Raw genomic sequence first — 21918 nt, 5'->3', positions numbered from 1 at the left:
ATGGTATTTTGTTCATCTTTAGGAAATTTATTGTTTGAAAATTATAAAGGCAACCAGTGAATTTGGATTCACATAAGAAGTCTTCTTATGCAGTTGTGGTTTGTGGATCTCTTCTAAAAACTTCAATAAGGTTAAAAAGAAGCACGCAAAAGACCACCCATATAAAACCAGCAATATATCCGCCAGCAACGTCAGAAGGAAAGTGCACGCCCAGATAAATACGGCTAAAGCCAATGCTCAAAATAAGAATTCCTAACAGAACGATAATGCCTGTCTTTAAAAATACATTGATCTTGAACCTATAGAACAAATACATCAAAAATCCGTAAAAAGCCATCGCACTCATCGCATGTCCGCTAGGATAACTCAATGTTTCAACAGATACCATATGCTCAATACCGGGCCTTGCCCTATCTACAAAGCGTTTAAGAATCAAGTTTGACAAAGCTGACAAAGCCAAAACCAAAAAAATTTGAATGATATATTTCCAGCGTTTAAAAACAAATATGGACACCACTGTAAAAATGCCCACCACAATGAGATATCCGTAGACATCGCCTAAATGGGTTACAAAAATAAAGTATTTGGTAAGTGCCGGGGAACGGTGACTAAGGACATATTGAGTAATTTGCTGGTCATAATCTGCCAACAATTCCGACTTTAAAGTCTCTGTAAGTTCTATAAATAAGTTAATACCGCCCACAACAACTACCAACGCAACCACAAAAGTTATGATATAAGGCAGTGTGACATCATATTGTTTGAATTTTTCTTTCAAGAATGATCGTAACTTCCTAATTAAAAGGGTGATGTTTTTTATCATATGACACTTGTGTATATTGCTGTAATCTGAAATTCAGATGTTTTTATTATTAAAGTCGAGAATTTAATAATAAAAAATTAGATAAAACAGATGTAAACTAAAGATTATTGGAACAATTTAACAGGAGTTCCTATTTTCGTAAATCAATTTCTTTTAAGTTTTCTATTCTATTTCTCACCAAGAAATCATCAATAGTTTCAAAATGCTCTATGACCCTTTGCTCTTTAAATTCGAATACTTTTTGCGATAAACCTTGAAGAAAATCCCGGTCATGCGATACTAAAATCAAGGTGCCATCAAAATCTAGGAGTGCTTCTTTTAAAACGTCTTTTGATTTTAAATCCAGATGATTGGTAGGCTCATCCAGAATCAACAAATTGACGGGTTCCAACAATAGTTTTACCATGGCCAATCGTGTTTTTTCACCTCCTGAAAGCACGCTTACCTTTTTATCAATATCATCGCCCTTAAACATAAAACGCCCAAGGATATTCTTGATTTGGGTTCTGACATCGCCTTTAGCCACTTCATCAACGGTTTGGAAAATGGTCAAGCCTTCATCTAATAATGACGCCTGATTTTGTGCAAAATAGCCAACCTTCACATTATGACCCAAATGACACTTTCCTTCCACGTCAATTTCACCCATAATCGCTTTGATCATGGTGCTTTTGCCTTCACCATTTCGTCCTACAAAAGACACTTTCTCTCCTCTTGAAATAGACATGTTGGCCTCTTTAAAAACCACGTGATGCTCATATGATTTTGACAAATCCTTTACCGTTACGGGATAATCTCCTGAACGTTGCGCAGGTGGGAATCTCAACTTTAGAGCGGAAGTGTCAATATCATCAATTTCTATAGGTTCTAATTTTTCGAGCATGCGCTCTCTTGAATTAACTTGATTGGTTTTTGAGTAGGTGCCTTTAAAGCGCTCAATAAACGCCATGTTATCCGCTATAAATTTTTGCTGTTCTTGATGTGCCTTTATTTGATGTACACGTCTGTCTTCTCGCAATTGTAAGTAATGGGAATAATTGGCTTTATAATCATAAATGCGACCCATGGTAACCTCAATGGTTCTATTGGTAATGTTATCAATAAAAGCCTTGTCATGTGAAATAACCATAACGGCATTGGCCTTGTTGAGCAAAAAATCTTCAAGCCAAATTACTGATTCTATATCAATATGGTTGGTAGGCTCATCCAAGAGGATCAGATCTGGTTTTTGCAATAAGATTTTTGCCAACTCAATACGCATACGAAACCCACCACTAAATTCGCCAGTTTGACGGCTAAAATCATCGCGCTTAAAACCCAACCCACCCAAAGCCTTTTCAACTTCAGCATCATAATTGACATCTTCAAGAGCATAATACTTTTCACCCAAATCAGACACTTTCTGAATAAGTTGCATATAGTCGTCAGAGTCATAATCTGTTCGTGTTTCCAACGCTTTATTCAACTGTTCCATCTCATCACGCATCTCAAATACATGGGCAAAAGCTTTGGAAGCCTCTTCAAAAACCGTGCACTGGTCTTCAGTGAGCAAATGCTGCGGCAAATACGCAATAACGGCGTCTTTTGGAAAACGAACATGTCCTTTTGTGGCCCTTTGCTCACCAGCAATAATTTTCATCATTGTAGACTTTCCTGCGCCATTTTTTCCCATTAGGGCAATTTTGTCATTTTCATTAATGGTGAAGGACACCTCGCTAAATAAAGAAGTTCCACCAAACTCTACGGCTAAATTATCGACTGAAATCATAGGTTTATTTTTGAAGCTGCAAAACTATAATTAATTTCGATAATTGATATATATAAAACTCTTAAAAGGAGCGAATACAGTTCCATTTCAAAAACCGATTGTTAAGAATTCCCAAGAAAAAATTTGAGAAATTCCAATTGTCAGCCGCGTCTTTGCTGTAACTCATTTAAAGAAAATGCGTATGTTATCGGGATTTTCACATAGAAAATATAAAATCCTTACTATATTTATAGGACTATGAAGACACTTACCGAAAAATACATTGAAACACGCCAACGTACAGAAATGATTTGTAAGCATTTGCAAGTTGAGGATTACACGCCACAATCTGCTGTCTTTGCCAGTCCACCAAAGTGGCATATTGCACACATAACTTGGTTTTTTGAAGAAATGATCTTAAAAAAGTACGTACCAAAATACAAGGTGTTTGATACCAATTTCGGGTTTCTTTTCAATAGTTATTACAATAGTATAGGTGAGCGCATTGAAAGGCATAACAGAGGACTCTTGACGCGGCCCACTGTTGAAAGAGTGTATCAGTATAGAGCGTATGTTGATGATGCGATGATTAAATTATTGGGGTCAGTATCTGACAAAGAAATGACAACTTTGACCATTTTAGGAATTAACCACGAACAGCAGCATCAGGAATTGTTGATTACAGATATCAAACATACCTTAGCTTTAAACCCATTATACCCTCAACTGTATAAAAATAATCTCATAAATAGATACAATAAGAACGCTAATGGTTGGACAGAAATACCTGAAGGCACCTACCAAATTGGACATCAGTCTGATGACTTCTGTTTTGATAACGAGTTGGGTGTGCATCGTGTGTTCTTGGAGACTTTTGAAATCTCTAATAATTTAGTGACCTATGGGGAATTTATTGCCTTTATAAATGACGATGGGTATAAAAATCCAGAATATTGGTTGAGTGAAGGTTGGTCCTGGATCAATGATAATCATATATCAAACCCACTATATTGGAAAAATGTGAATGATACATGGCATCACTACACCTTTTCTGGTTTAGAAAGCATTGATGAAAACGCCATGTTAACCCATATTTCATTCTATGAAGCGGCAGCCTATGCTCAATGGAAAGGCTTGAGATTACCCACAGAATTTGAGTGGGAAGCAGCCTCATCAAAACTCCATTGGGGCACGCATTGGGAATGGACCAATAGTGCTTATTTGCCCTATCCAAAATTTAAGACGGCACAAGGTGCTGTTGGAGAATATAACGGTAAATTCATGATTAATCAAATGGTGCTGAGAGGCGCTTCCATAGCTACGGCACTAGGCCATAGCAGACCTACCTATAGAAATTTCTTCCATCCAGAATCGCAATGGCAATTTTCAGGAATCAGACTTGCTAAATAATATATGAACAACAACTTCCAAAGAGACATTGATCTTGGTCTCAGTGCACAGAATAAAACATTACCGTCTAAATATTTCTATGATGAAATTGGAGATGCACTTTTTGTAGAAATCATGAAAATGCCTGAATACTATCTTACCAAGGCAGAATTTGACATTTTCAAGAATAAAAGTCAGGAGCTGATCAAAGTTTTAAAGCTTAATCCTTCTACTTTTTTTGAATTGGTAGAATTGGGCGCAGGTGATGGCACAAAGACTAAACAACTATTAAAAGCGTTGGATGATCAGAACTATAACTTTGAATATATGCCTATTGATATTTCAAAAAATGCGCTCAAGCATTTAAAGGCATCCGTAAACGCTGAATTGCCAACGGTGAGGATCACCCCAAAACAAGGTGATTATTTTAATGTTTTGGCCGATTTAAAACAGTCAGAACACCCAATAGTAGTATTGTTTCTAGGTTCAAATATTGGAAATCTGCCAGATGAACGCGCCAAAGAATTTATTCAGAAGTTGAGTGATAATCTTAAAGTGGGTGATAGAGTGCTTTTGGGCGTCGATTTGATAAAATCAGAAAGCATCGTACTGCCGGCATACAATGATGCGCAAGGCATTACCAAGCGCTTTAACCTCAACCTGCTAACTCGAATCAACAAAGAGCTTGATGCTAACTTTGACCTTAATAGCTTTACCCACCAACCGGAATACATAGAACAAGAAGGGATAGCAAGAAGTTTTTTAGTAAGCACCAAAGATCAAACTGTTGCTATCAGAAGTTTAAATAAAACCTTCACCTTTGCCAAAAATGAAAAAATCCAAACGGAAACCAGTAGAAAATACAATGACTACATTATGAAAGGGATTTTGGGAGAATCGTCATTAAAAATCATCGACAGATTGACAGATTCCCAAAATCTATTTGCCGATTATATTTTGGAAAATGGTCATTAAAGATTTTATGTGTTGGTCTGTTCTGAAAGATTTAAGAGAATAAATGCTTTTACTTATTCTTCGCTTCAATCCATTTGCTCATGTATTTGGTAGACTGCAGCGCATGGTGTTGTAACATTTGTCCTGTAAAGTTTTTATGCCGATGTTCTTGAAGCTTCAAAACCGTATCATTTAAAGTATTAAAAAATAGATCATGAAAATTGGCCTTATCAAAACGGACGTTAAGGGTTTTGAATCCGTGTTGTTGTTTCTCTTTCCACAAAGATGCATTTTGATAAAGTAAAATCGCTTTTTTAGCAAATGATTCAGCGTCGTCCTCAACAAAGCCATTAGGTTCCAATGTCCCAAAAACACCTTCCGCAGCAATAGACGTCATCGCACAAGGTGTGCCATCCAACATAGCATCTATTAATTTTCCTTTAAGGCCAGCTCCAAAACGCAACGGTGCCAAACACACCTTGGCATTCGCCATAACCTCATGCACATCTTCAGCATAACCTTTGATTAAAAATCCGCTAGCTTCATGATGCAATTGAGTCACTTTTTGAGAGGCGTAAGCGCCATAAATGTGCAATCGGGCACTTGGGAGTTGTTGTTTGATTAAGGGCCAAATTGCTTCTTTCAAATATAGAACAGCATTATAATTGGGCTCGTGAAGAAAATTACCAATGGTGATAAAATCCTTTCGCTCATCAAAAGACGGTAAGTTTGAAATGGTTTCTTCAGAAATTTTATCTAGCTGAAAAGGCAAGTAAAACAGCAACTCTTCGGGAACGTTGAAAACGTTTTTCAACAAGGCCATCTCCACCTCAGAGATAATCAAAGACTGGTCACAACGATATATACTCGCAATCTCACGCTTTGAAAAATCATTAAAAAGATAGGACTGATCAAATTCAACCCCATCTTTAAAAGCCTGTTGTCGGCCTTTACGCAAGCAATGCAAATCTTCAGTATCAAGAACCCTCAAACTGCGCGGACAATGTTCAGCAACGCGCCATCCAAATTGTTCTTCCGTCATAAACCGATCAAAAAGTACCACATCAGGATTGACGCTTTTTACAAAATGATCAAAACTGGTATGGTTCATTTCAATAGTTGACTGCACAATTCCAATCTCAGAAAGATCAAAAGCCTTATCACTCTTGGCACAAGCACTTGCGAAAATAATTTCATAATACTCCTTTTGAAAGGCTTCAATAAGTTGCATCATCCTGCTTCCTGCAGCAGAACTTTTTGGCTCTGGCCAGACGTGGCCGATGATTAATAGTTTTTTGGTTACCACGAATTCACGAATTAACTAGTTGGATGGATGACTGATGAGTGATGACTGATGACCGATAACTGATGACTGCCGACTGCCGACTGCTGACTGCTGACTGCCGACTGCCAACTGCCGACTGCCAACTGCCGACTGCCGACTTAAAGCTATTGAGGTTTTGGCTCCAAACTATATTTTATTCTTACTTTTTTGCCCCAATCTGCTACTGCTGCTATTTGTTCATCTGTCAAGTTAGCTTCTGAGTGTGTATAGGTATAGGATTCAAGTGGCATTTCTCGTTTTTCAACCATCTCAATAAGTTCTTCAAATTTATGGTCTTTCTTTTTAGTGGAATAGCTGTCCCAAGCAGAAACATTAAACTCTTTCTTTCCTTCTTCAATATGATCTGCCAACCAATAATTTACAGGTGTTATTTTATCATACCATGGATAGCGCGTAACATCACTATGGCAATCAAAGCAAGTTTCCTTAAGAATATTAGCCACCTTTTTAGGTGGATTGGTTTCTTTCAAAAAAGGCTCAAAAGAGGCTATAGTACCTTCATTTGTTTCAGGACCAAAAAATTGTGCGACTATAAATACTAACAACATAACTAGCACTATGCTTTTAAAAATTTTCATTTTGATTAATTTTAGGTTCTAAAAATAATAAAAACAAGTGACTACAGTTCAACTTTACACCGAATTAAATGATGTAGACCACTCACGTGCCAACAGTTTAAAATAGGCAAGTTTGTTGTTATCTCAGCCTGAGTTGATTCCAGAATTATTGGATATTCACTTATGGTGGATGATAAATTATCGAGTAGAGCTGCGTGGGTTTTTGAATTCATGTGTGAGGAGAACCAACCCTCTATTTATTGGGACAAGATTTTACGTGTATTCATCCCGGATTGGTAATCATTTTAGAAAGGGAGTTTAATATGCAGAGTTCAGAGCGGCCTCCTATCCTGATGCTTTCTAAAGCTTCATAACCTGTTCCAGTTCATCATCAGAAATCACCAGCAGCTTACTTTTCACCAAGCGCGACATGAGTGTTTTCCAATTTGGATCTTTTTTAAAGATAGATGCCAAAATAGGTTTCGCTTTTTCATAGTCTTTATTGTTCAATAAATTAATGGCGTACCAATATTGCATTTCGAGATTATCAGGAAAGAGTTTTTGTGCATTCAAATACAGTTCTTCAGCTTTTTTTGAATCGCCAACTTCCATTGCCAAATCCCCTTTGTTCATATAATCATAAGCTTTATGAATCTTTACCAAACGTTCCAATTCAGCAATCGGAGTATTGCTATCTTCTACTCTTAAATCCATTATGGTATCTTCCCAATAATTTCCAGTGGCTTCACCTTTAACGATTAAAATTGCAGCGCTTTGCTTCCCTCTTATGTCTCCTTTTTCGGCTTGAGCCGCTTTTAAAGCAGCCAACATACGTTCACTAAGTGTGCCCTTTGTGGTTTCAAAAGCTGTTGCCATAACATCCCAAACAGTATTGTTGAGCATCATATTGGCTTGCACCGAAAAATTCTTGCCTTGTCTATGTCCAGCTTCCGCAATACATAGGCTTCCTGTATGTGTGGCCACTTCACCTTTTGCGTTTATAAAGGCCACCTGTCGATACATTTCTCCTGAATCATTGGCTAGCAGAGCGTCCAAGGCTTGTTGAGGAGACAGCCCTTGTTTCATTAGGTTCAAACCTTTTGGGCCATAGCTAGGATTGGTTAACGACTGTGTAGCCACAGCACCAACACCCGCTTCAGCTTTAATGACAACAAAACCAACATTAAACCAATGACTTTGTACTGCTGCTCCAATCTCTCCCGTAACGGAATCTCTCGCAACAATAGAATACGTATGTGTAAAAGGTTCTGATTTCTTATAGGATTGCGCCAATAAAGGTTGTACCAATAAGACTGCTATGATCACTACTAATTTGTACATGGTTTTAAAATTTAATCCCAAGATAGTGAATTTCAAATTCAAGCTTCTAACTTTCTTTCCTATCTTTGCAGCTTCTTTAAATTCAACAAAACAGCACAACCAATGTCATTATCATCTTTAAATGCCATCTCCCCTATTGATGGAAGATACAGAAACAAGATCAACAGTTTAGCTGATTATTTTTCAGAAGAGGCACTCATTAAATACCGCGTTCAAGTAGAAATCGAGTATTTTATTGCTTTATGCGAATTGCCATTGCCACAACTCAAAGATCTAAACGCTTCAAATTTTGAAAATTTAAGAGCCCTCTACACGGACTTTTCAACGGAAGATGCGCTTGCCATTAAAGACATTGAAAAAGTAACCAACCACGATGTAAAGGCTGTTGAATATTTCATCAAAGAGAAATTTGACAAGCTCAATCTGAACCCCTATAAAGAGTTTATCCACTTTGGATTGACCTCACAGGACATCAACAACACCGCTATTCCGCTAAGTATCAAAGAGGCGATGAATGATGTTTATGTTCCCGAATACACGAATGTTGTCAAAAAAATAAAAGCGCTATCTGAAGAATGGGCTGACATCCCTATGTTGGCGCGCACACATGGGCAACCTGCCTCTCCTACGCGCTTAGGAAAAGAAATTTTGGTTTTTGCAGTGCGTATGGAAGAGCAGTTCAATTTACTGAATGACATCCCTAGTGCGGCTAAATTTGGCGGTGCCACCGGAAATTTTAATGCCCATAAAGTGGCATATCCAAAGATTGATTGGAAAGCGTTCGGGACAGCCTTTGTCCAAGGAAGATTAGGCTTACACCACTCTTTCCCTACCACTCAAATTGAGCATTACGATCATATGGCCGCGTTATTTGATACCCTGAAACGGATCAATACCATCCTTATTGATTTGGATAGAGATATCTGGACCTACGTGTCTATGGATTACTTTAAGCAAAAAATAAAAGCTGGAGAGGTTGGCAGTAGCGCCATGCCCCATAAAGTTAATCCTATTGATTTTGAAAATAGTGAAGGTAATCTAGGAATGGCGAATGCCATTTTTGAACACTTGTCTGCAAAACTGCCTATATCTAGGTTACAGCGTGATTTAACAGACAGCACGGTATTGAGAAATGTGGGCGTACCTTTTGGACACACTCTTATTGGTTTCAAAAGCACCTTAAAAGGTTTGGATAAATTGGTATTGAATGCCCCTAAATTTAAAGAAGACCTTGAAAATAATTGGGCTGTGGTTGCAGAAGCTATCCAAACCATTTTAAGAAGGGAAGCCTATCCAAACCCATATGAAGCTTTGAAAGGCCTGACCAGGACCAACACAAAAATTGATCAAAGGTCCATTTCTGATTTTATTAATACCTTAGAAGTTCCTGATGCAATCAAAGAAGAACTTAAACAGATTACACCTAGCAACTACACAGGAATATAGTAGATGAACCAAACAGACTTTATAGGACGTGCACTTACAGGGATTATTTGTTTAGGTTTTCTGTGTGCCGCTATTTTTGATGTCCTCGATTATGTTATCGTCAAGATTTTACTTTTTGGAACGTTTGGCATTGTCCTGATCTACACAGCTGTCCAGTTATATAAAAACGAAAATCACCCAAAAACCTGAAGTTTATTGGGTGATTTTTAAGATTGAAAATGCCTGGTTTCAAATATGCATTGATTTACTCATTTAGAAAATGGATTCAACTAGTATACTAAACCAACCGCATTTGTTTAATAATCTCAAGGGCTTTTAAATTTTATTTAAAAAACTCCGTAAATTGATTGATCTGTGAATCGTCAATATTGGCTTTGTCCAGTGCGGAAGCTAAGGTCATTACTTTATTGGGGTTCATATCGTTTCCCAAAATCCTTACTATAGCAAAACCTTTAGTGTCGATAGTTCCAAATAAGATAAATTCTTCAACGTCATCTTCTTCTCCCAAAATTTTAATTATAAATTTACCTTCTTCGGGGTTGCCACCTCGCATTAGTTCTTCATACTTCGGATCGTCCAAAATGGTGTTCACCTTTGCCAATTCTTTTTCATAGTCCGTTATATTATCTGGCTTCATCTTATAAGCCAACATATTCAGTTTTTGAATGGATTTGTAAGCGTCCTCTTGGTCTGCCGTCAGTTGCGTTTTATCAAGATTCAACATACTTATCGGAATATCAATAGAAAGGAACTGCGCTCGTTCTTGGTTGTCAACATAGTACCGTTGCAATGATGGTCCTTGATCGCAACTGTGAAGTGTTACGACCAAGAGCATCACTACTGTTAGATTTTTGATTAATGATTTCATGATTATTGCTTTTTACCTTTACTTGCTTTCTCAAGATGCTGTCCACCAGGAACGTTCATTTTACTGGTGATTTTTGAAATCTCTCTCAAATCTACATCGCCAATAATAGAGACGACGATGGTTTCAATTTCTCTTTTCTCACCATTGATTTCAATGTTGGCGTCTTTGGTTAATTCTTTCAACCCATTGATGTACATCAGCAATTCTTTAACATGATTTTCATCACGTCCTTCTTTGACGTAAAACTTCACCGTTTGGTTACCGTCTTTAAAGCGCATCAATTCATCCAATTTTGAGCTGCCAATATATTTTTCTGCATCAGCGGCCAAACTTGACGATATACTCTTGTCTCCAGTACTCAATACTTTAATACTCTCAATTTTTTTCACCATATTTAAAAAGCCCTGAGCTTCCGGATCATCAAGATCAACGTCAATAGTGGCAATCATTTTAAACATCTTTTGACTGATCACTCCTGAGGTCACGCCTTTCATGGACTCATATTTATCAAAAAAGCTTTGTCCAAAAGACACCATTGGTGCAATCATAATAGCCAATAAAACGACTGTTTTCTTACTCGTGCTGCTCGCCTTGTGGAGATAGGTGCGAAGATTATTTAATTTTTTCATAATTTTTCTATTTTATCTGTTACTTGTTTTAATAATTTTGTTTGTTGTTTCGTTAAATTCTTTGAGGTGAATTAGGTTTTCAGCACCTTCATTTAATTTAGAAGACACCAAGTTTAAAGCACTTAAATTATCAGTACCCTCATTAAACTTTGAAGACACTAGGCTAAATACCGCCATGGTTTGGTTGTAGGCCATCAATTGTTCATGATTCAAATCGTCCAATGTTGTTTTTTGATTCATTTGATTCACTTGAAAATAGGCGCCCAACATAAGAACCGCTACCGCAGCAACAGAAATCCATTGATACACTTTTGTGCGTTTAGTTTGTAATGGAACGTGTTTGGTAAATTGTTCTTGTTTTGTATGCGACACATATTGAAACAATAGTTTATAAGATTCTAGATGTGCAGGAATATCGTCCTGTGCAAAATAGTCTCTAATCTGTGCTTCTTCAGCCAAGGTTGTTTCAGCATTGTCATACTTTTCTAAAAGTTGTTCTATATTATCTAAGGCCATAGCTATGTTTATTAGTCAATTTTTCTCTTATAGTTTTTCTTGCTCTTGAGAGGGCTACTCTCACTGCGGTTTCGTTCATTTCCAAAATCTTTGCAATCTCATCAAATTCATAATCTTCAATATCCCGGAGCTGCACAATTATTTTTTGTTGTTCTGGAAGCCCGTCCATAATTTTAGAAACCCAGTTGACACTGTCATTGTTTTCAACCTGTTTCTGTAAGGACACATTATGATCCTGATAATTACTATGGACAATTTTCAAGTTCTGTGCCTGTTTAGATTTCAATCGGTCCAAACACAAATTTTTGGTCATTGTCATTGAAAAAGCTTCTACATTTTTATACTCTTCAATCTTTTTTCTATTGTTCCATAACTTCAATAAAATCTCTTGTGTGGCGTCTTCAGCTTCCTCATTGGAAACTAAAAGGCGCTTTGCCAGTCTAAAGACTTTATCCTTCAAAGGCATTACCAATTTTACAAAATCAGTCTGTGTCATTATGGTTGGTTTTTAAACAAGTGAGTTAAACCTGTTTCTACACTTACGACGAAGCAAGTTCAGTTTTGTTACAAATAATTTTTATTTTACAATAATGTGAGTAAATTTAGCGTTCAATAAACCTCATTAGTATTATATACCAAAAGAAAACCTATGAAAATTTTAAAGATTGCCCTGATCGCACTTGTTGTATTTAGCCTCAATACCAGCTGTTCTAAAGATAAGGATGATGATCCAGTTGTTGTTGCTGTTATTGACAACGAGATTAATGATTTTGTTTGGAAAGCAATGAACATTTTTTATCTCTACAAGGAGCAAATTCCAAATTTAGCAGACGATCGATTCTCTTCCGATGAAGCCTACACTGCTTACCTAAACGGGTTCTCTGAGCCTGAAGAATTGTTTGAAAGTGTCATTTACCAAAGGGAGCTTGTTGACCGATTTAGTTTTATAACACCAGATTATATTGCTCTAGAACAACAGTTTCAAGGTGTTTTTAAAAGTAATGGTCTCGAATTTAATTTTTACAGACAACCTCAAAACCCAAATGCTGTTTTTGGGCTTATCCGTTTAGTTTTGAACGATAGCGAAGCAAGCGCTGCGGGTGTGAAACGCGGACAAATTTTCAATGCTATTGGTGGTGTGCCCATGACCGTAGAAAATTTTGGTGCGCTATTAAGCACTGATACTTATACGCTAAACTTTGCCACTTACAACACTAACGGCACTGCAGCTCCTGAGGATGATCGTATAGAATCTACCTCTGATAAAGCAACACTGACCAAAATCCCATATAATGAAAACCCAGTTTATATTTCTAAAGTTTTAGAAGTTAATGGAATTAAAATTGGATACTTAATGTATAATAGTTTTACAAGAACTTATGATTCACAATTGAATGATGCTTTTGGTCAATTTAAAACTGCAGGGGTACAACATTTGGTTTTAGATTTGAGATATAATGGTGGCGGTTCAGTCAACACAGCTTCTCTTTTAGGAAGTATGATTACAGGTCAGTTTAATGGTCAGGTTTTTTCTAAACTTGTTTACAATGAAAATTTACAGTCTGAAAACACCCTCTTTAATTTTAAAAACAATGCTTCTGAAGTTGGAGGAACCATCAATTCTTTAAATTTAGACAAGGTGTATGTTTTGACCACTGACAGAACAGCATCAGCAAGTGAGTTGATCATAAATAGTCTTTCTCCTTATATTGATGTCGTTCAAATTGGGGATAGAACTACTGGAAAATCACAAGCTTCAATAACCTTATATGATTCTCCCAACTTTTCTCGTCAAAATGCTAATCCAAACCACACCTATGCCCTGCAACCTTTAGTGGCTTTGTCAACAAATAAAAATGATGCGCCGGTTGATCCAACTGGTTTACAAAGTGCTGTAGAGCAATTTAGAATTAGAGAAAGTGTAAACAATCTAGGTGTTTTGGGCGAACCGTCAGAACCATTTTTGGCAAAGGCGATAGCTGACATTACTGGAAGTGGCCGTTCATTCCCTTCTGTAGACAGAAATCTTATTCCATTAAAAGATCGCGTTGATATTAAAATATTGGATAATGAAATGTATATCGATTTGGAAGATAACAGTCAGCTCTTTCAGAATTTGAAATAATACTTAACTTAAAAAACCGCTGAAAAGCGGTTTTTTTTGTCTAAACTTTGTAAATAGTTTGCCAATCTATATAATCGTAATCGGATTTTTGTGTTCATCAATCGCTACAAAAGTAAATTCTCCAGAAACGGCTTTCTCCCGAGACAAGGAGTACATTTCCTCGACATAAATATCCACACGCACCTTTAAACTGGTGGTGCCAATATAAGTTACCTTTCCTGAAAGTTCAGCAATAGTTCCTGCCGGAATTGGTTTTTTGAAATCTATTTTATCACTGCTAACAGTTACCATACGCTGCCTGCTAAAACGTGTGGCTGTAATAAAAGCCGTTTCATCCATCAATTGCATTGCTGTACCACCAAACAACGTGTCATAATGGTTGGTTGTATTAGGAAATACAGCTTTAAATATAGTGGTTTTTGAAAGTTCCTTGCGTTCTTCTAAGGTCATACCACGCGTCTTTCCAAGGCCATGAAATGTGTAGTTTCCTCATTGTACAATGGGAATATTTTCACCTCACATTTATAAGGATCACGATTCTTTTTATAATTGATGATAACTTCAGTAAAAGGCTCTATCCCTGATAACTTCTGTCTGATCCTGTCTTTTGTTTCTGATGAAGATTTTGGACCTTGTAAAAATCGAGGTGTTTTCCGTAAGGCTTCAGTTTTGGTGTATCCTGTCATTTCAGTAAAACCATCGTTTACCCAAATAATTTTCTGATCTAAATCAGTCACCAGGATCGCTTCAAATTCTTCATTTTTAAAAAGGTCGTTGATATTGGACGTCCAGTTTAGTTTTTGTCCTAAAGCCTCAACTTTCAAGATGTCTTGAGTTCTTTGAAATTCCTGTAATCTGGAGAAATAATGTGCATTATAAATATCCCAACTTAATAAGGGCATCAGTGAAAGATTAGAATTCATTTCATAATCAGCTGGATCCATATCATGTTCTTTCATCGATGAAAGATAAATATCAAGGCCCATCATTCCTGCTAGTTTCTTTGTCATGGCTTCATTATTTTTATGTTTTATTGCCTCCTCACTTCAATGAAGACTAGAAAGGAATTCTGCAAAGGTAATTTTAATTTTTGACAAATTCATATTGCATATTTTTTCCTTCAAGGATACAATTGGGCGGGTATCGCCACAGATGAAGCTATAAGCATTCCAGGACTTGTTTCTAAATTAAAAATTTTAATGCACAAACTGTAAACTATTAAAGCGATACCGATTTTGAATCTTTTTGAACTGAAGCCAATTTCAATTAAATAATCTTATTTTTGAAGTGAAAAATTAAGACTTTGAAAAAACTATCCCTTTTAGTACTGTTTTTAGTACTTCTCACCTGTAAAGAAGACAAGCGTTCAAACGCGCCACTACCGTCAACCCCTACTGAAAACGTTTCAATTTCTTACGCTGAAGGCTTTTCTATTCAGGACTATCAAGATTTTAAGGTGTTGGAGATCAAAAATCCTTGGCCCAAATCTGAACAGACTTTTCGCTATGCATTGATCAGTAAAGAAATGGCACCAAAAATCACTTTGAACAAAGACGATTTTGATGCGATTTTAATAACACCAATTGAAAAAATTGTGGTCACCTCTACCACTCACATTCCTGGTTTGGAACTATTGAATGTCCAAAATACCTTGGTAGGTTTTCCTGATACAGATTATGTGTCTTCTGAAAAAACAAGGGCTTTAATCGATAAGGGATTGGTTAGAGAATTGGGCAAAAACGAAAGCATCAATACAGAAGTGCTTTTAGAACTGCGACCAGAACTGGTGATAGGTTTTGGAATTGACGGCAATAACAAGACTTTTGAAAACATTCAAAAAGCGGGAATTCCGGTAATCTATAATGGCGATTGGGTTGAAAAATCTCCTTTAGCCAAAGCCGAATGGATTAAGTTTTTTGGCGTACTTTATAACAAGGAAAAAGAAGCCGATACTATTTTTAACACTATTGAAACCGATTATTTAGAAGCTAAAAAATTAGCTTCGGAAGTCACATCACGTCCCACGGTTTTAAGTGGTGCCATGCATAAAGATATTTGGTACTTGCCCAATGGTACAAGTCCGGAAGCGCAATTGCTAAAAGACGCCAATGTGGATTATTTATGGAGTGACACTACTGGAAGCGGAAGTTTGGCCTTGAATTTTGAGACGGTTCTTGACAAAGCAAAAGATGCTGACATTTGGATAAACCCTTCCTATTACAGCAGCCTTGAAGCCATTGAAAAAGCCAATACACATTATACTAAATTCAAAGCATTTGAGACCAAAAACGTCTATTCATTTGTGAATAAAGCAGGAGCCACAGGTGGTGTTCTCTACTATGAACTTGGTATGGCACGACCTGACCTGGTTTTAAAAGATTTAATCAAAATTTGTCATCCAGAACTCATAAAGGATTACGACACTTTCTTTTTTGAACGCTTAGAATAAAGGATTTAAATTAAGTGTATTCCTCTCCCGATAATTCCAACCTTGATAACAAAAAATGTAAAACTGATTGAGCACTAATTATAAATATTCATTTTTGTATATTGTCCATAGTGTTGGTCATCTGTTTTTTTGTGAATATCAGTTTAGGGTCTGTTTCAATCCCTACAAAAGAAATTTTCAAGAGTCTTATTGGCGGCATTGACAATGAATCTTGGGAATATATCATTCAAAATTATCGCTTACCAAAAGCGTTTACCGCCATTTTGGTGGGATCAGGATTAGGAATTTCTGGGCTACTCATGCAAACCTTATTCAGGAACCCCTTGGCTGGACCATTTGTGTTGGGGATTAGTTCTGGCGCAAGCTTAGGCGTGGCTTTGGTTATTTTGGGATCTGGAATTTTTGGGGGCGTATTTGCAAGTGTATTGGTATCGAAATGGAGCGTGGTTGTGGCTGCAAGTTTAGGAAGTTTCTTGGTGTTATTGGCGGTTATGATTGTGTCCTCAAAAGTAAGAGACACAATGGCTATTTTAATTATAGGTCTGATGTTTGGAAGTATTACCTCTGCCGTGGTGAGCGTTCTCTCTTATTTTAGTTCTGCGGAAGAGTTGCAACAGTATATATTTTGGGGCTTTGGTAGTTTGGGCAACTTATCTTGGCATGAACTTTTCATTTTCTTTTTAATTTATCTTGTAGGAATTTTGATGGCCATCGCCTCCATTAAAGGATTGAACACCTTATTACTAGGTGAGAACTATGCAAAAAGTTTAGGCCTTAAATTAAAACAAAGTAGATTAATCATCATCATCGCTACAAGCTTATTGGCAGGAACTATAACTGCTTTTGCTGGCCCGATTGCTTTTATAGGGTTGGCAATTCCGCACATGACACGCCAAATTTTTCATACCTCCAACCATAAAACCTTATTACCAGCGGTGTTTTTGTTTGGAGCTATAGTAATGCTCATTTGCGATTGTATTGCGCAATTGCCAACAAGCGATTACACCTTGCCTATTAATGCCATCACCTCATTGGTTGGAGCACCAGTGGTGATCTGGCTCTTGGTTAGAAAACGGAAGATGTTTTTTTAGAAATGTGACAAAATAGACAATAGACAATAGACAATAGACAATAGACAAAATTCGTGAAGTCGTGACAAAAGTAGAACAACATATCGTCCTTGAAACCAAAAATCTTTCCGTTGGGTATGCGTCCAAAAAAGAGGCCAATATTGTAGCGGGTTCTATAAATATCGCCTTACAAAAAGGGCAACTCGTCGGTTTGGTGGGTGCGAATGGTATTGGAAAATCGACTCTTTTGCGCACGTTGACCAATGTTCAAAAACCGCTTCAAGGGGAGATTTACATCAACTCTAAATCTATATTGGACTATACCTCTGTTGAATTAGCAAAACAATTGAGCCTTGTTTTAACAGAGCAGATTGCCTCAAAAAACCTTTCCGTTTTTGAGCTGGTGGCATTAGGCCGACAACCTTATACCAATTGGGTAGGTAACCTATCTCAAGAAGATCTTGTGGTTATTGAAAAGACGCTCCAACAAACCAATATTGATTTCCTTAGAGAGAAAAAATGTTTTGAGTTGAGTGATGGCCAACTTCAAAAAGTGATGATTGCAAGGGCTTTGGCTCAAGATACGGATTTGATTATTCTTGATGAACCAACCACGCATCTGGACATGTACCACAAAGCATACATTTTAAAATTGCTTCAAAAATTAGCCAAAGAAACGGGAAAGACCATTTTATTCTCTTCCCATGAAATTGACTTGGCCATTCAGTTATGTGATACCATGATTGTGATGAGCAAAAATGAGGTCGTTTCAGGGACACCATGCAAATTGATTTCCAAAGGCACTTTTAATACCCTATTTCCTGAAGATTTGATTGCGTTTGATGAAAAAACAGGGAGTTTTAGAGTTAGAAAGTAGTTGGCGTTCAACTGTAAACTCTTAATAAAACGCATGAAAGAAATAAGAGATGTCAACTCACTTAGGTTTGTAAAGGTTTTAACTAAGAATCCGTGAAAATCCGTGAAATCTGCGAAAAACCTCTTGTGTGATGCATTTTCTTACAATCGAAATAGCCATTACGCAAAGGTGCACAAAGAATACACAGAGAGCTCCTATCTAACTATTTCAAAAGGAATGGTTAAAAAAAAAGAGGTCAATACTATATAGTGAACTACACTTAACTTCGTATTTCATCCTTCCAACTTCAAGCTAAAAAATCTATCTTTGATTAAATCGAAATTATAAATGAACGACAGCATTATCCTCATCATTTCCATATTAATTTCTGGCGGAATTGGCGTCTATATTGGCATTACCCTTTCTAAACTTAAAAGTAAAGGCGAACAGAGCGCGCTGGAAGAACGTATTTTGAATATTCAGCAGCAGCTCCAAGATTCAAAGACACACTATGTTACAGAAGTTCAAAAAATAGAGAAAAAAAATGAAGCGCAGCTCATTAGTATGAGAGAGGCCTTCAATAAAATAGAAGAGGATCGTGAAAGCATCCGCGCTGAAAAAGAATTTCTCAACACTGAATTGACCCGTAAAAATTCGGACTTTGAAAATCTAGCTCTGAAAAATCAGGAACAAAAGGCAGAAGTTGAAAAATTACAGGAAAAATTTTCGAAGGAATTTGAAAATTTAGCCAACCGGATTCTTGATGAAAAATCGAGTAAGTTCACAACGCAGAATAAAGAAAACATTGATGCCATCTTAAAACCTTTGCAAGAAAAAATTCAACATTTTGAGAAACGCGTGGAAGAAACCAATAAGGAAGATATTACTAGAAGTGCTGATTTGCGGCGTCAGATTATTGGTTTAAAAGAGCTCAATGAACAGATGAGTAAAGAAACCTCCAATTTAACCAAAGCCCTAAAAGGCGATACCAAAATGCAGGGAAATTGGGGAGAATTGGTGTTGGAACGTGTTCTGGAACGCAGTGGTCTTCAAAAAGACAGTGAATATTTTATCCAACAAAGTTTTACCACGGAAGAAGGCAAACGGGTACTTCCAGATGTGGTTATTTCTTTACCTGGTGACAAAAAAATGATTGTAGATTCAAAAGTGTCATTGGTAGCTTACGAGCGCTACATCAATGAAGTCGATGAATCAGAACGCGCCACCCACTTAAAAAACCATCTGTTATCAGTTAGAAAACGCGTGAGTGAGTTGGGTGATAAAAATTACCATCAACTCTATGAGATGGAAAGTCCTGATTTTGTGCTGCTATTCATCCCCATCGAATCTGCTTTTGCCATTGCCTCTATGGAATATCCAGCGTTGTACAGTGATGCATTTGAGAAAAATATCATTATTGTCACCCCTACTACACTGCTTGCTGTGTTGAAAACGATTGATAGTATGTGGCAAAACGAAAAACAAAAGGCAAATGCTATAGAAATTGCCACACAGGCGGGGCGGTTGTATGACTCTTTCGTAAATTTAACTGAAGAATTGATCAAGGTTGGCAATCAATTAGGCACCGTTCAAAAATCATATGAAAGTGCGATGCTGAAATTGACAGGAAAAGGCAATTTGATCAAACGTGTAGAGAACCTAAAAACGCTTGGTGCAAAAGCCAGTAAACAACAAAACGAAAATCTTTTGAAACGTGCTATAGATGATGAATAATATGGAAGACGAAAAAAAATACAAAAAAGTAGATGACTCCAGAATCTTAATTTCAGAATTGATGCAACCGTCCAATTCTAATTTTAACGGAAAAATCCACGGGGGATATATTCTCAATTTAATGGATCAGATTGCTTTTGCATGTGCTTCAAAACATTCCCGAGCCTATTGTGTTACGGCTTCTGTAGATACGGTCGATTTTTTAAATCCGATTGAAATTGGTGAGTTGGTGACCATGAAAGCCTCTATTAATTATGTTGGCAACACCTCTATGGTGGTGGGCATTCGTGTGGAAGCTGAGAATATTAGAACTGGCGTAAAAAAGCATTGTAACTCTTCTTACTTTACGATGGTAGCCAAAGATGATGATGGAAATTCTGTTGAAGTGCCAGGATTGATCTTGAACGACAAACAGGAAATCAGACGCTTTTTGAAGTGTTTGAAACGTATTGAAATGAAGCAATTGCGACGAAAAGAATTCGAAGAAAGAGATTTTTCGCCAAATGATTACATGCATATTTTAGAAACTTATAAAGTTAAGGTGATGCTACCTTAATTTGTTTATCTCGTAAATAAGCAATATATTTGAATATCACTTAATAAAGTGATATTTATGTTTATCACTTAAATAGATGATAATATGATTTATCACGTTTGTAAGAGATCATCAAGAGTATCACTAAATTGGTTGCTATGACAAGTATATTGACAGGAGATATTATCAGATCAAGATCAATCAAAAATTCTGAGGAATGGCTTTCGATTTTAAAGGAAGCGTTGACAGCGTGCTCGCAGAACAAATCGCAATGGAACATCTATAGAGGCGACAGCTTTCAATTGGAGTCGTCAAACATTGCCGACAGTCTTAAAACTGCCATCTATATTAAAGCCTGTATAAAAACCATAAAAGGCTTGGATGTACGTATTGCCATAGGGATTGGCAAAAAAACGTTTAGCGGCAATAGTGTTGTGGAGTCTAACGGAGAGGCTTTTCAGTTTTCTGGTGAAACTTTAGAGCAGTTAAAAAAAGAAAAAGTCAACCTTAAAATAAAAACCACCGACGCGCAATTGGATCAAGACCTCAATTTGTACTTCAAATTAGCCTTGACCATTATGGATCATTGGACCTCTAATTCTGCCGAAATCGTAAAACTGTACATAGAGCAACCCCAGGCGCTCCAAGAAGAACTTGGCCAACGCTTGGGCATCAATCAAAATGCAGTGAGCAGCAGACAAAAACGCGCGCATTTGGACGTTATTATGCAATTGGAAAAACTTTACCAACAAAAAATAACACCCTTACAGGCATGATACTTATAAAACTCATACTCGCTCATCTTATTGGTGATTTCTTCCTGCAACCTACTTCTTGGGTCAAAGAAAAGGAGAAACGAAAACTGAGATCACCAAAACTTTATTTGCATGTACTCATCCATATAGCGCTACTCTTTATTATCCTTTGGGATCTCTCACAATGGCCAATCATACTCATCGTGGGCCTTTCCCATTTTGCTATTGACGCTTTAAAACTCATCCTTCAAAATAAAAAAACAAAGCGACTGTTGTTCTTTTTAGATCAATTATTCCATCTTTTAGTCATTGTAGCCGTCTATTGGATTTTTATAGCTAATGATGTCTCTTTAGGTAGCATCTTTACAGACAGCACTCTAATATTACTCACCGCTATCTTATTCTTAACGCTACCCGTATCTATTATCATGAAGTCCATCTTTTTAAAATGGAATATTTCAAAGCTTACAGAAGGTAATGAATCGCTTAAAGATGCGGGAAAGTACATTGGAATTTTAGAACGCATTTTGGTGTTTGTGTTTGTGATTTTAGATCATTGGGAAGCCGTTGGCTTTTTAATTACCGCAAAATCTGTATTTAGGTTTGGCGATTTAAAAGAATCAAAAGAGCGTAAGCTGACAGAATACATCTTAATTGGAACATTGATAAGTTTTGGGATTGCCATTTTAATTGGCCTACTCTATTTAATCGGCATCAGATAATGCCATAAAAAAACCATCAACGTAACGGTTGATGGCTTTCATAAGATTTATTTAAAA

The 21918-nt window shown here is 36.9% G+C and carries 23 protein-coding genes; 12 read left to right on the top strand and 11 right to left on the bottom strand.

From position 1 onward, the window contains the following. Positions 1 to 85: 85 nt before the first annotated feature. Complete coding sequence (locus A9996_RS14430) at positions 86 to 823, bottom strand: phosphatase PAP2 family protein (protein ID WP_066436527.1); 738 nt, start codon at positions 821 to 823, stop codon at positions 86 to 88. 130 nt (positions 824 to 953) lie between these two features. Next, complete coding sequence (locus A9996_RS14425; protein ID WP_066436525.1) at positions 954 to 2591, bottom strand: ABC-F family ATP-binding cassette domain-containing protein; 1638 nt, start codon at positions 2589 to 2591, stop codon at positions 954 to 956. A gap of 237 nt (positions 2592 to 2828) precedes the next feature. On the opposite strand from A9996_RS14425, the gene egtB reads away from it, so the two are divergent. Both egtB and A9996_RS14415 read left to right on the top strand, forming a co-directional pair. Then, positions 2829 to 3980 carry an ergothioneine biosynthesis protein EgtB gene (gene egtB / locus A9996_RS14420; RefSeq protein ID WP_066436523.1) on the top strand — a complete coding sequence of 384 codons (1152 nt, stop codon included), beginning with the start codon at positions 2829 to 2831 and terminating at the stop codon, positions 3978 to 3980. 3 nt (positions 3981 to 3983) lie between these two features. After that, positions 3984 to 4934 (top strand): L-histidine N(alpha)-methyltransferase, encoded by a 951-nt coding sequence (locus tag A9996_RS14415; protein WP_066436521.1) that lies wholly within the window; start codon positions 3984 to 3986, stop codon positions 4932 to 4934. Between the two features lie 49 nt (positions 4935 to 4983). Here the strand turns inward: A9996_RS14415 and A9996_RS14410 are convergent, their stop codons facing one another. The 3 genes from A9996_RS14410 to A9996_RS14400 form a co-directional block, all read right to left on the bottom strand. Beyond that, on the bottom strand, positions 4984 to 6219 hold the full coding sequence (locus A9996_RS14410) for a glycosyltransferase (protein WP_066436519.1): 1236 nt from the start codon (positions 6217 to 6219) through the stop codon (positions 4984 to 4986). Positions 6220 to 6362: 143 nt separating this feature from the next. Next, positions 6363 to 6836: a heme-binding domain-containing protein gene (locus A9996_RS14405; RefSeq protein WP_066436515.1), complete on the bottom strand. Its 474-nt coding sequence runs from the start codon at positions 6834 to 6836 to the stop codon at positions 6363 to 6365. 339 nt (positions 6837 to 7175) lie between these two features. Continuing rightward, positions 7176 to 8156 carry a DUF1028 domain-containing protein gene (locus A9996_RS14400; RefSeq protein ID WP_066436552.1) on the bottom strand — a complete coding sequence of 327 codons (981 nt, stop codon included), beginning with the start codon at positions 8154 to 8156 and terminating at the stop codon, positions 7176 to 7178. A 102-nt stretch (positions 8157 to 8258) separates the two neighbouring features. Here A9996_RS14400 and purB point away from each other — a divergent pair, with 102 nt between their 5' ends. Together purB and A9996_RS14390 are read left to right on the top strand one after the other, a co-directional pair. Next, the gene (gene purB, locus A9996_RS14395; RefSeq protein ID WP_066436512.1) at positions 8259 to 9602 is read left to right on the top strand and encodes an adenylosuccinate lyase; all 1344 of its coding nucleotides are present in this window, start codon (positions 8259 to 8261) and stop codon (positions 9600 to 9602) included. A gap of 3 nt (positions 9603 to 9605) precedes the next feature. Beyond that, positions 9606 to 9791, top strand: a complete 186-nt coding sequence (locus tag A9996_RS14390; protein WP_066436511.1) for a hypothetical protein — start codon at positions 9606 to 9608, stop codon at positions 9789 to 9791. A 133-nt stretch (positions 9792 to 9924) separates the two neighbouring features. Here A9996_RS14390 and A9996_RS14385 read toward each other — a convergent pair whose 3' ends face one another. Genes A9996_RS14385 through A9996_RS14370 form a run of 4 tightly spaced genes read right to left on the bottom strand, consistent with a single transcriptional unit; the run spans position 9925 to position 12111 of the window. Continuing rightward, complete coding sequence (locus A9996_RS14385) at positions 9925 to 10470, bottom strand: DUF4252 domain-containing protein (protein WP_066436507.1); 546 nt, start codon at positions 10468 to 10470, stop codon at positions 9925 to 9927. Between the two features lie 2 nt (positions 10471 to 10472). After that, positions 10473 to 11099, bottom strand: a complete 627-nt coding sequence (locus tag A9996_RS14380) for a DUF4252 domain-containing protein (RefSeq protein ID WP_066436503.1) — start codon at positions 11097 to 11099, stop codon at positions 10473 to 10475. A gap of 12 nt (positions 11100 to 11111) precedes the next feature. Next, the gene (locus A9996_RS14375; protein WP_066436501.1) at positions 11112 to 11615 is read right to left on the bottom strand and encodes a hypothetical protein; all 504 of its coding nucleotides are present in this window, start codon (positions 11613 to 11615) and stop codon (positions 11112 to 11114) included. After that, positions 11602 to 12111, bottom strand: a complete 510-nt coding sequence (locus tag A9996_RS14370; RefSeq protein WP_066436498.1) for an RNA polymerase sigma factor — start codon at positions 12109 to 12111, stop codon at positions 11602 to 11604. Before A9996_RS14370 ends, A9996_RS14375 begins: the two co-directional genes overlap by 14 nt. Positions 12112 to 12264: 153 nt before the next feature. Here A9996_RS14370 and A9996_RS14365 point away from each other — a divergent pair, with 153 nt between their 5' ends. Then, on the top strand, positions 12265 to 13740 hold the full coding sequence (locus A9996_RS14365) for a S41 family peptidase (RefSeq protein WP_066436497.1): 1476 nt from the start codon (positions 12265 to 12267) through the stop codon (positions 13738 to 13740). 66 nt (positions 13741 to 13806) lie between these two features. Here the strand turns inward: A9996_RS14365 and A9996_RS14360 are convergent, their stop codons facing one another. Both A9996_RS14360 and A9996_RS14355 read right to left on the bottom strand, forming a co-directional pair. After that, entirely contained in the window at positions 13807 to 14190 is a 384-nt protein-coding gene (locus A9996_RS14360) for an acyl-CoA thioesterase (RefSeq protein ID WP_066436495.1), read from the bottom strand. Next, positions 14187 to 14750 carry a PAS domain-containing protein gene (locus tag A9996_RS14355; protein ID WP_083993969.1) on the bottom strand — a complete coding sequence of 188 codons (564 nt, stop codon included), beginning with the start codon at positions 14748 to 14750 and terminating at the stop codon, positions 14187 to 14189. The genes A9996_RS14360 and A9996_RS14355 overlap by 4 nt, the downstream gene beginning before the upstream one ends. Before the next feature lie 293 nt (positions 14751 to 15043). Here A9996_RS14355 and A9996_RS14350 point away from each other — a divergent pair, with 293 nt between their 5' ends. From A9996_RS14350 to A9996_RS14320, 7 genes are all read left to right on the top strand, one after another. Beyond that, the gene (locus A9996_RS14350) at positions 15044 to 16189 is read left to right on the top strand and encodes an ABC transporter substrate-binding protein (RefSeq protein ID WP_066436491.1); all 1146 of its coding nucleotides are present in this window, start codon (positions 15044 to 15046) and stop codon (positions 16187 to 16189) included. A 77-nt stretch (positions 16190 to 16266) separates the two neighbouring features. Beyond that, positions 16267 to 17280 (top strand): FecCD family ABC transporter permease, encoded by a 1014-nt coding sequence (locus A9996_RS14345; protein WP_066436489.1) that lies wholly within the window; start codon positions 16267 to 16269, stop codon positions 17278 to 17280. A 61-nt stretch (positions 17281 to 17341) separates the two neighbouring features. Further along, positions 17342 to 18136, top strand: coding sequence for an ABC transporter ATP-binding protein (locus A9996_RS14340; RefSeq protein WP_066436487.1), 795 nt, complete (start codon positions 17342 to 17344; stop codon positions 18134 to 18136). A 327-nt stretch (positions 18137 to 18463) separates the two neighbouring features. Then, complete coding sequence (locus tag A9996_RS14335) at positions 18464 to 19849, top strand: DNA recombination protein RmuC (protein ID WP_066436484.1); 1386 nt, start codon at positions 18464 to 18466, stop codon at positions 19847 to 19849. After that, positions 19839 to 20405 (top strand): acyl-CoA thioesterase, encoded by a 567-nt coding sequence (locus A9996_RS14330; RefSeq protein ID WP_394337352.1) that lies wholly within the window; start codon positions 19839 to 19841, stop codon positions 20403 to 20405. Before A9996_RS14335 ends, A9996_RS14330 begins: the two co-directional genes overlap by 11 nt. Before the next feature lie 137 nt (positions 20406 to 20542). Continuing rightward, positions 20543 to 21160 carry a SatD family protein gene (locus A9996_RS14325; protein WP_066436477.1) on the top strand — a complete coding sequence of 206 codons (618 nt, stop codon included), beginning with the start codon at positions 20543 to 20545 and terminating at the stop codon, positions 21158 to 21160. Then, on the top strand, positions 21157 to 21861 hold the full coding sequence (locus A9996_RS14320; protein WP_066436475.1) for a DUF3307 domain-containing protein: 705 nt from the start codon (positions 21157 to 21159) through the stop codon (positions 21859 to 21861). The genes A9996_RS14325 and A9996_RS14320 overlap by 4 nt, the downstream gene beginning before the upstream one ends. Positions 21862 to 21918 lie beyond the last annotated feature (57 nt).

Source organism: Gelidibacter algens (assembly GCF_001678675.1).
GTDB lineage: Bacteria > Bacteroidota > Bacteroidia > Flavobacteriales > Flavobacteriaceae > Gelidibacter > Gelidibacter algens.
This window is presented reverse-complemented; position numbering and strand designations above follow the sequence as displayed.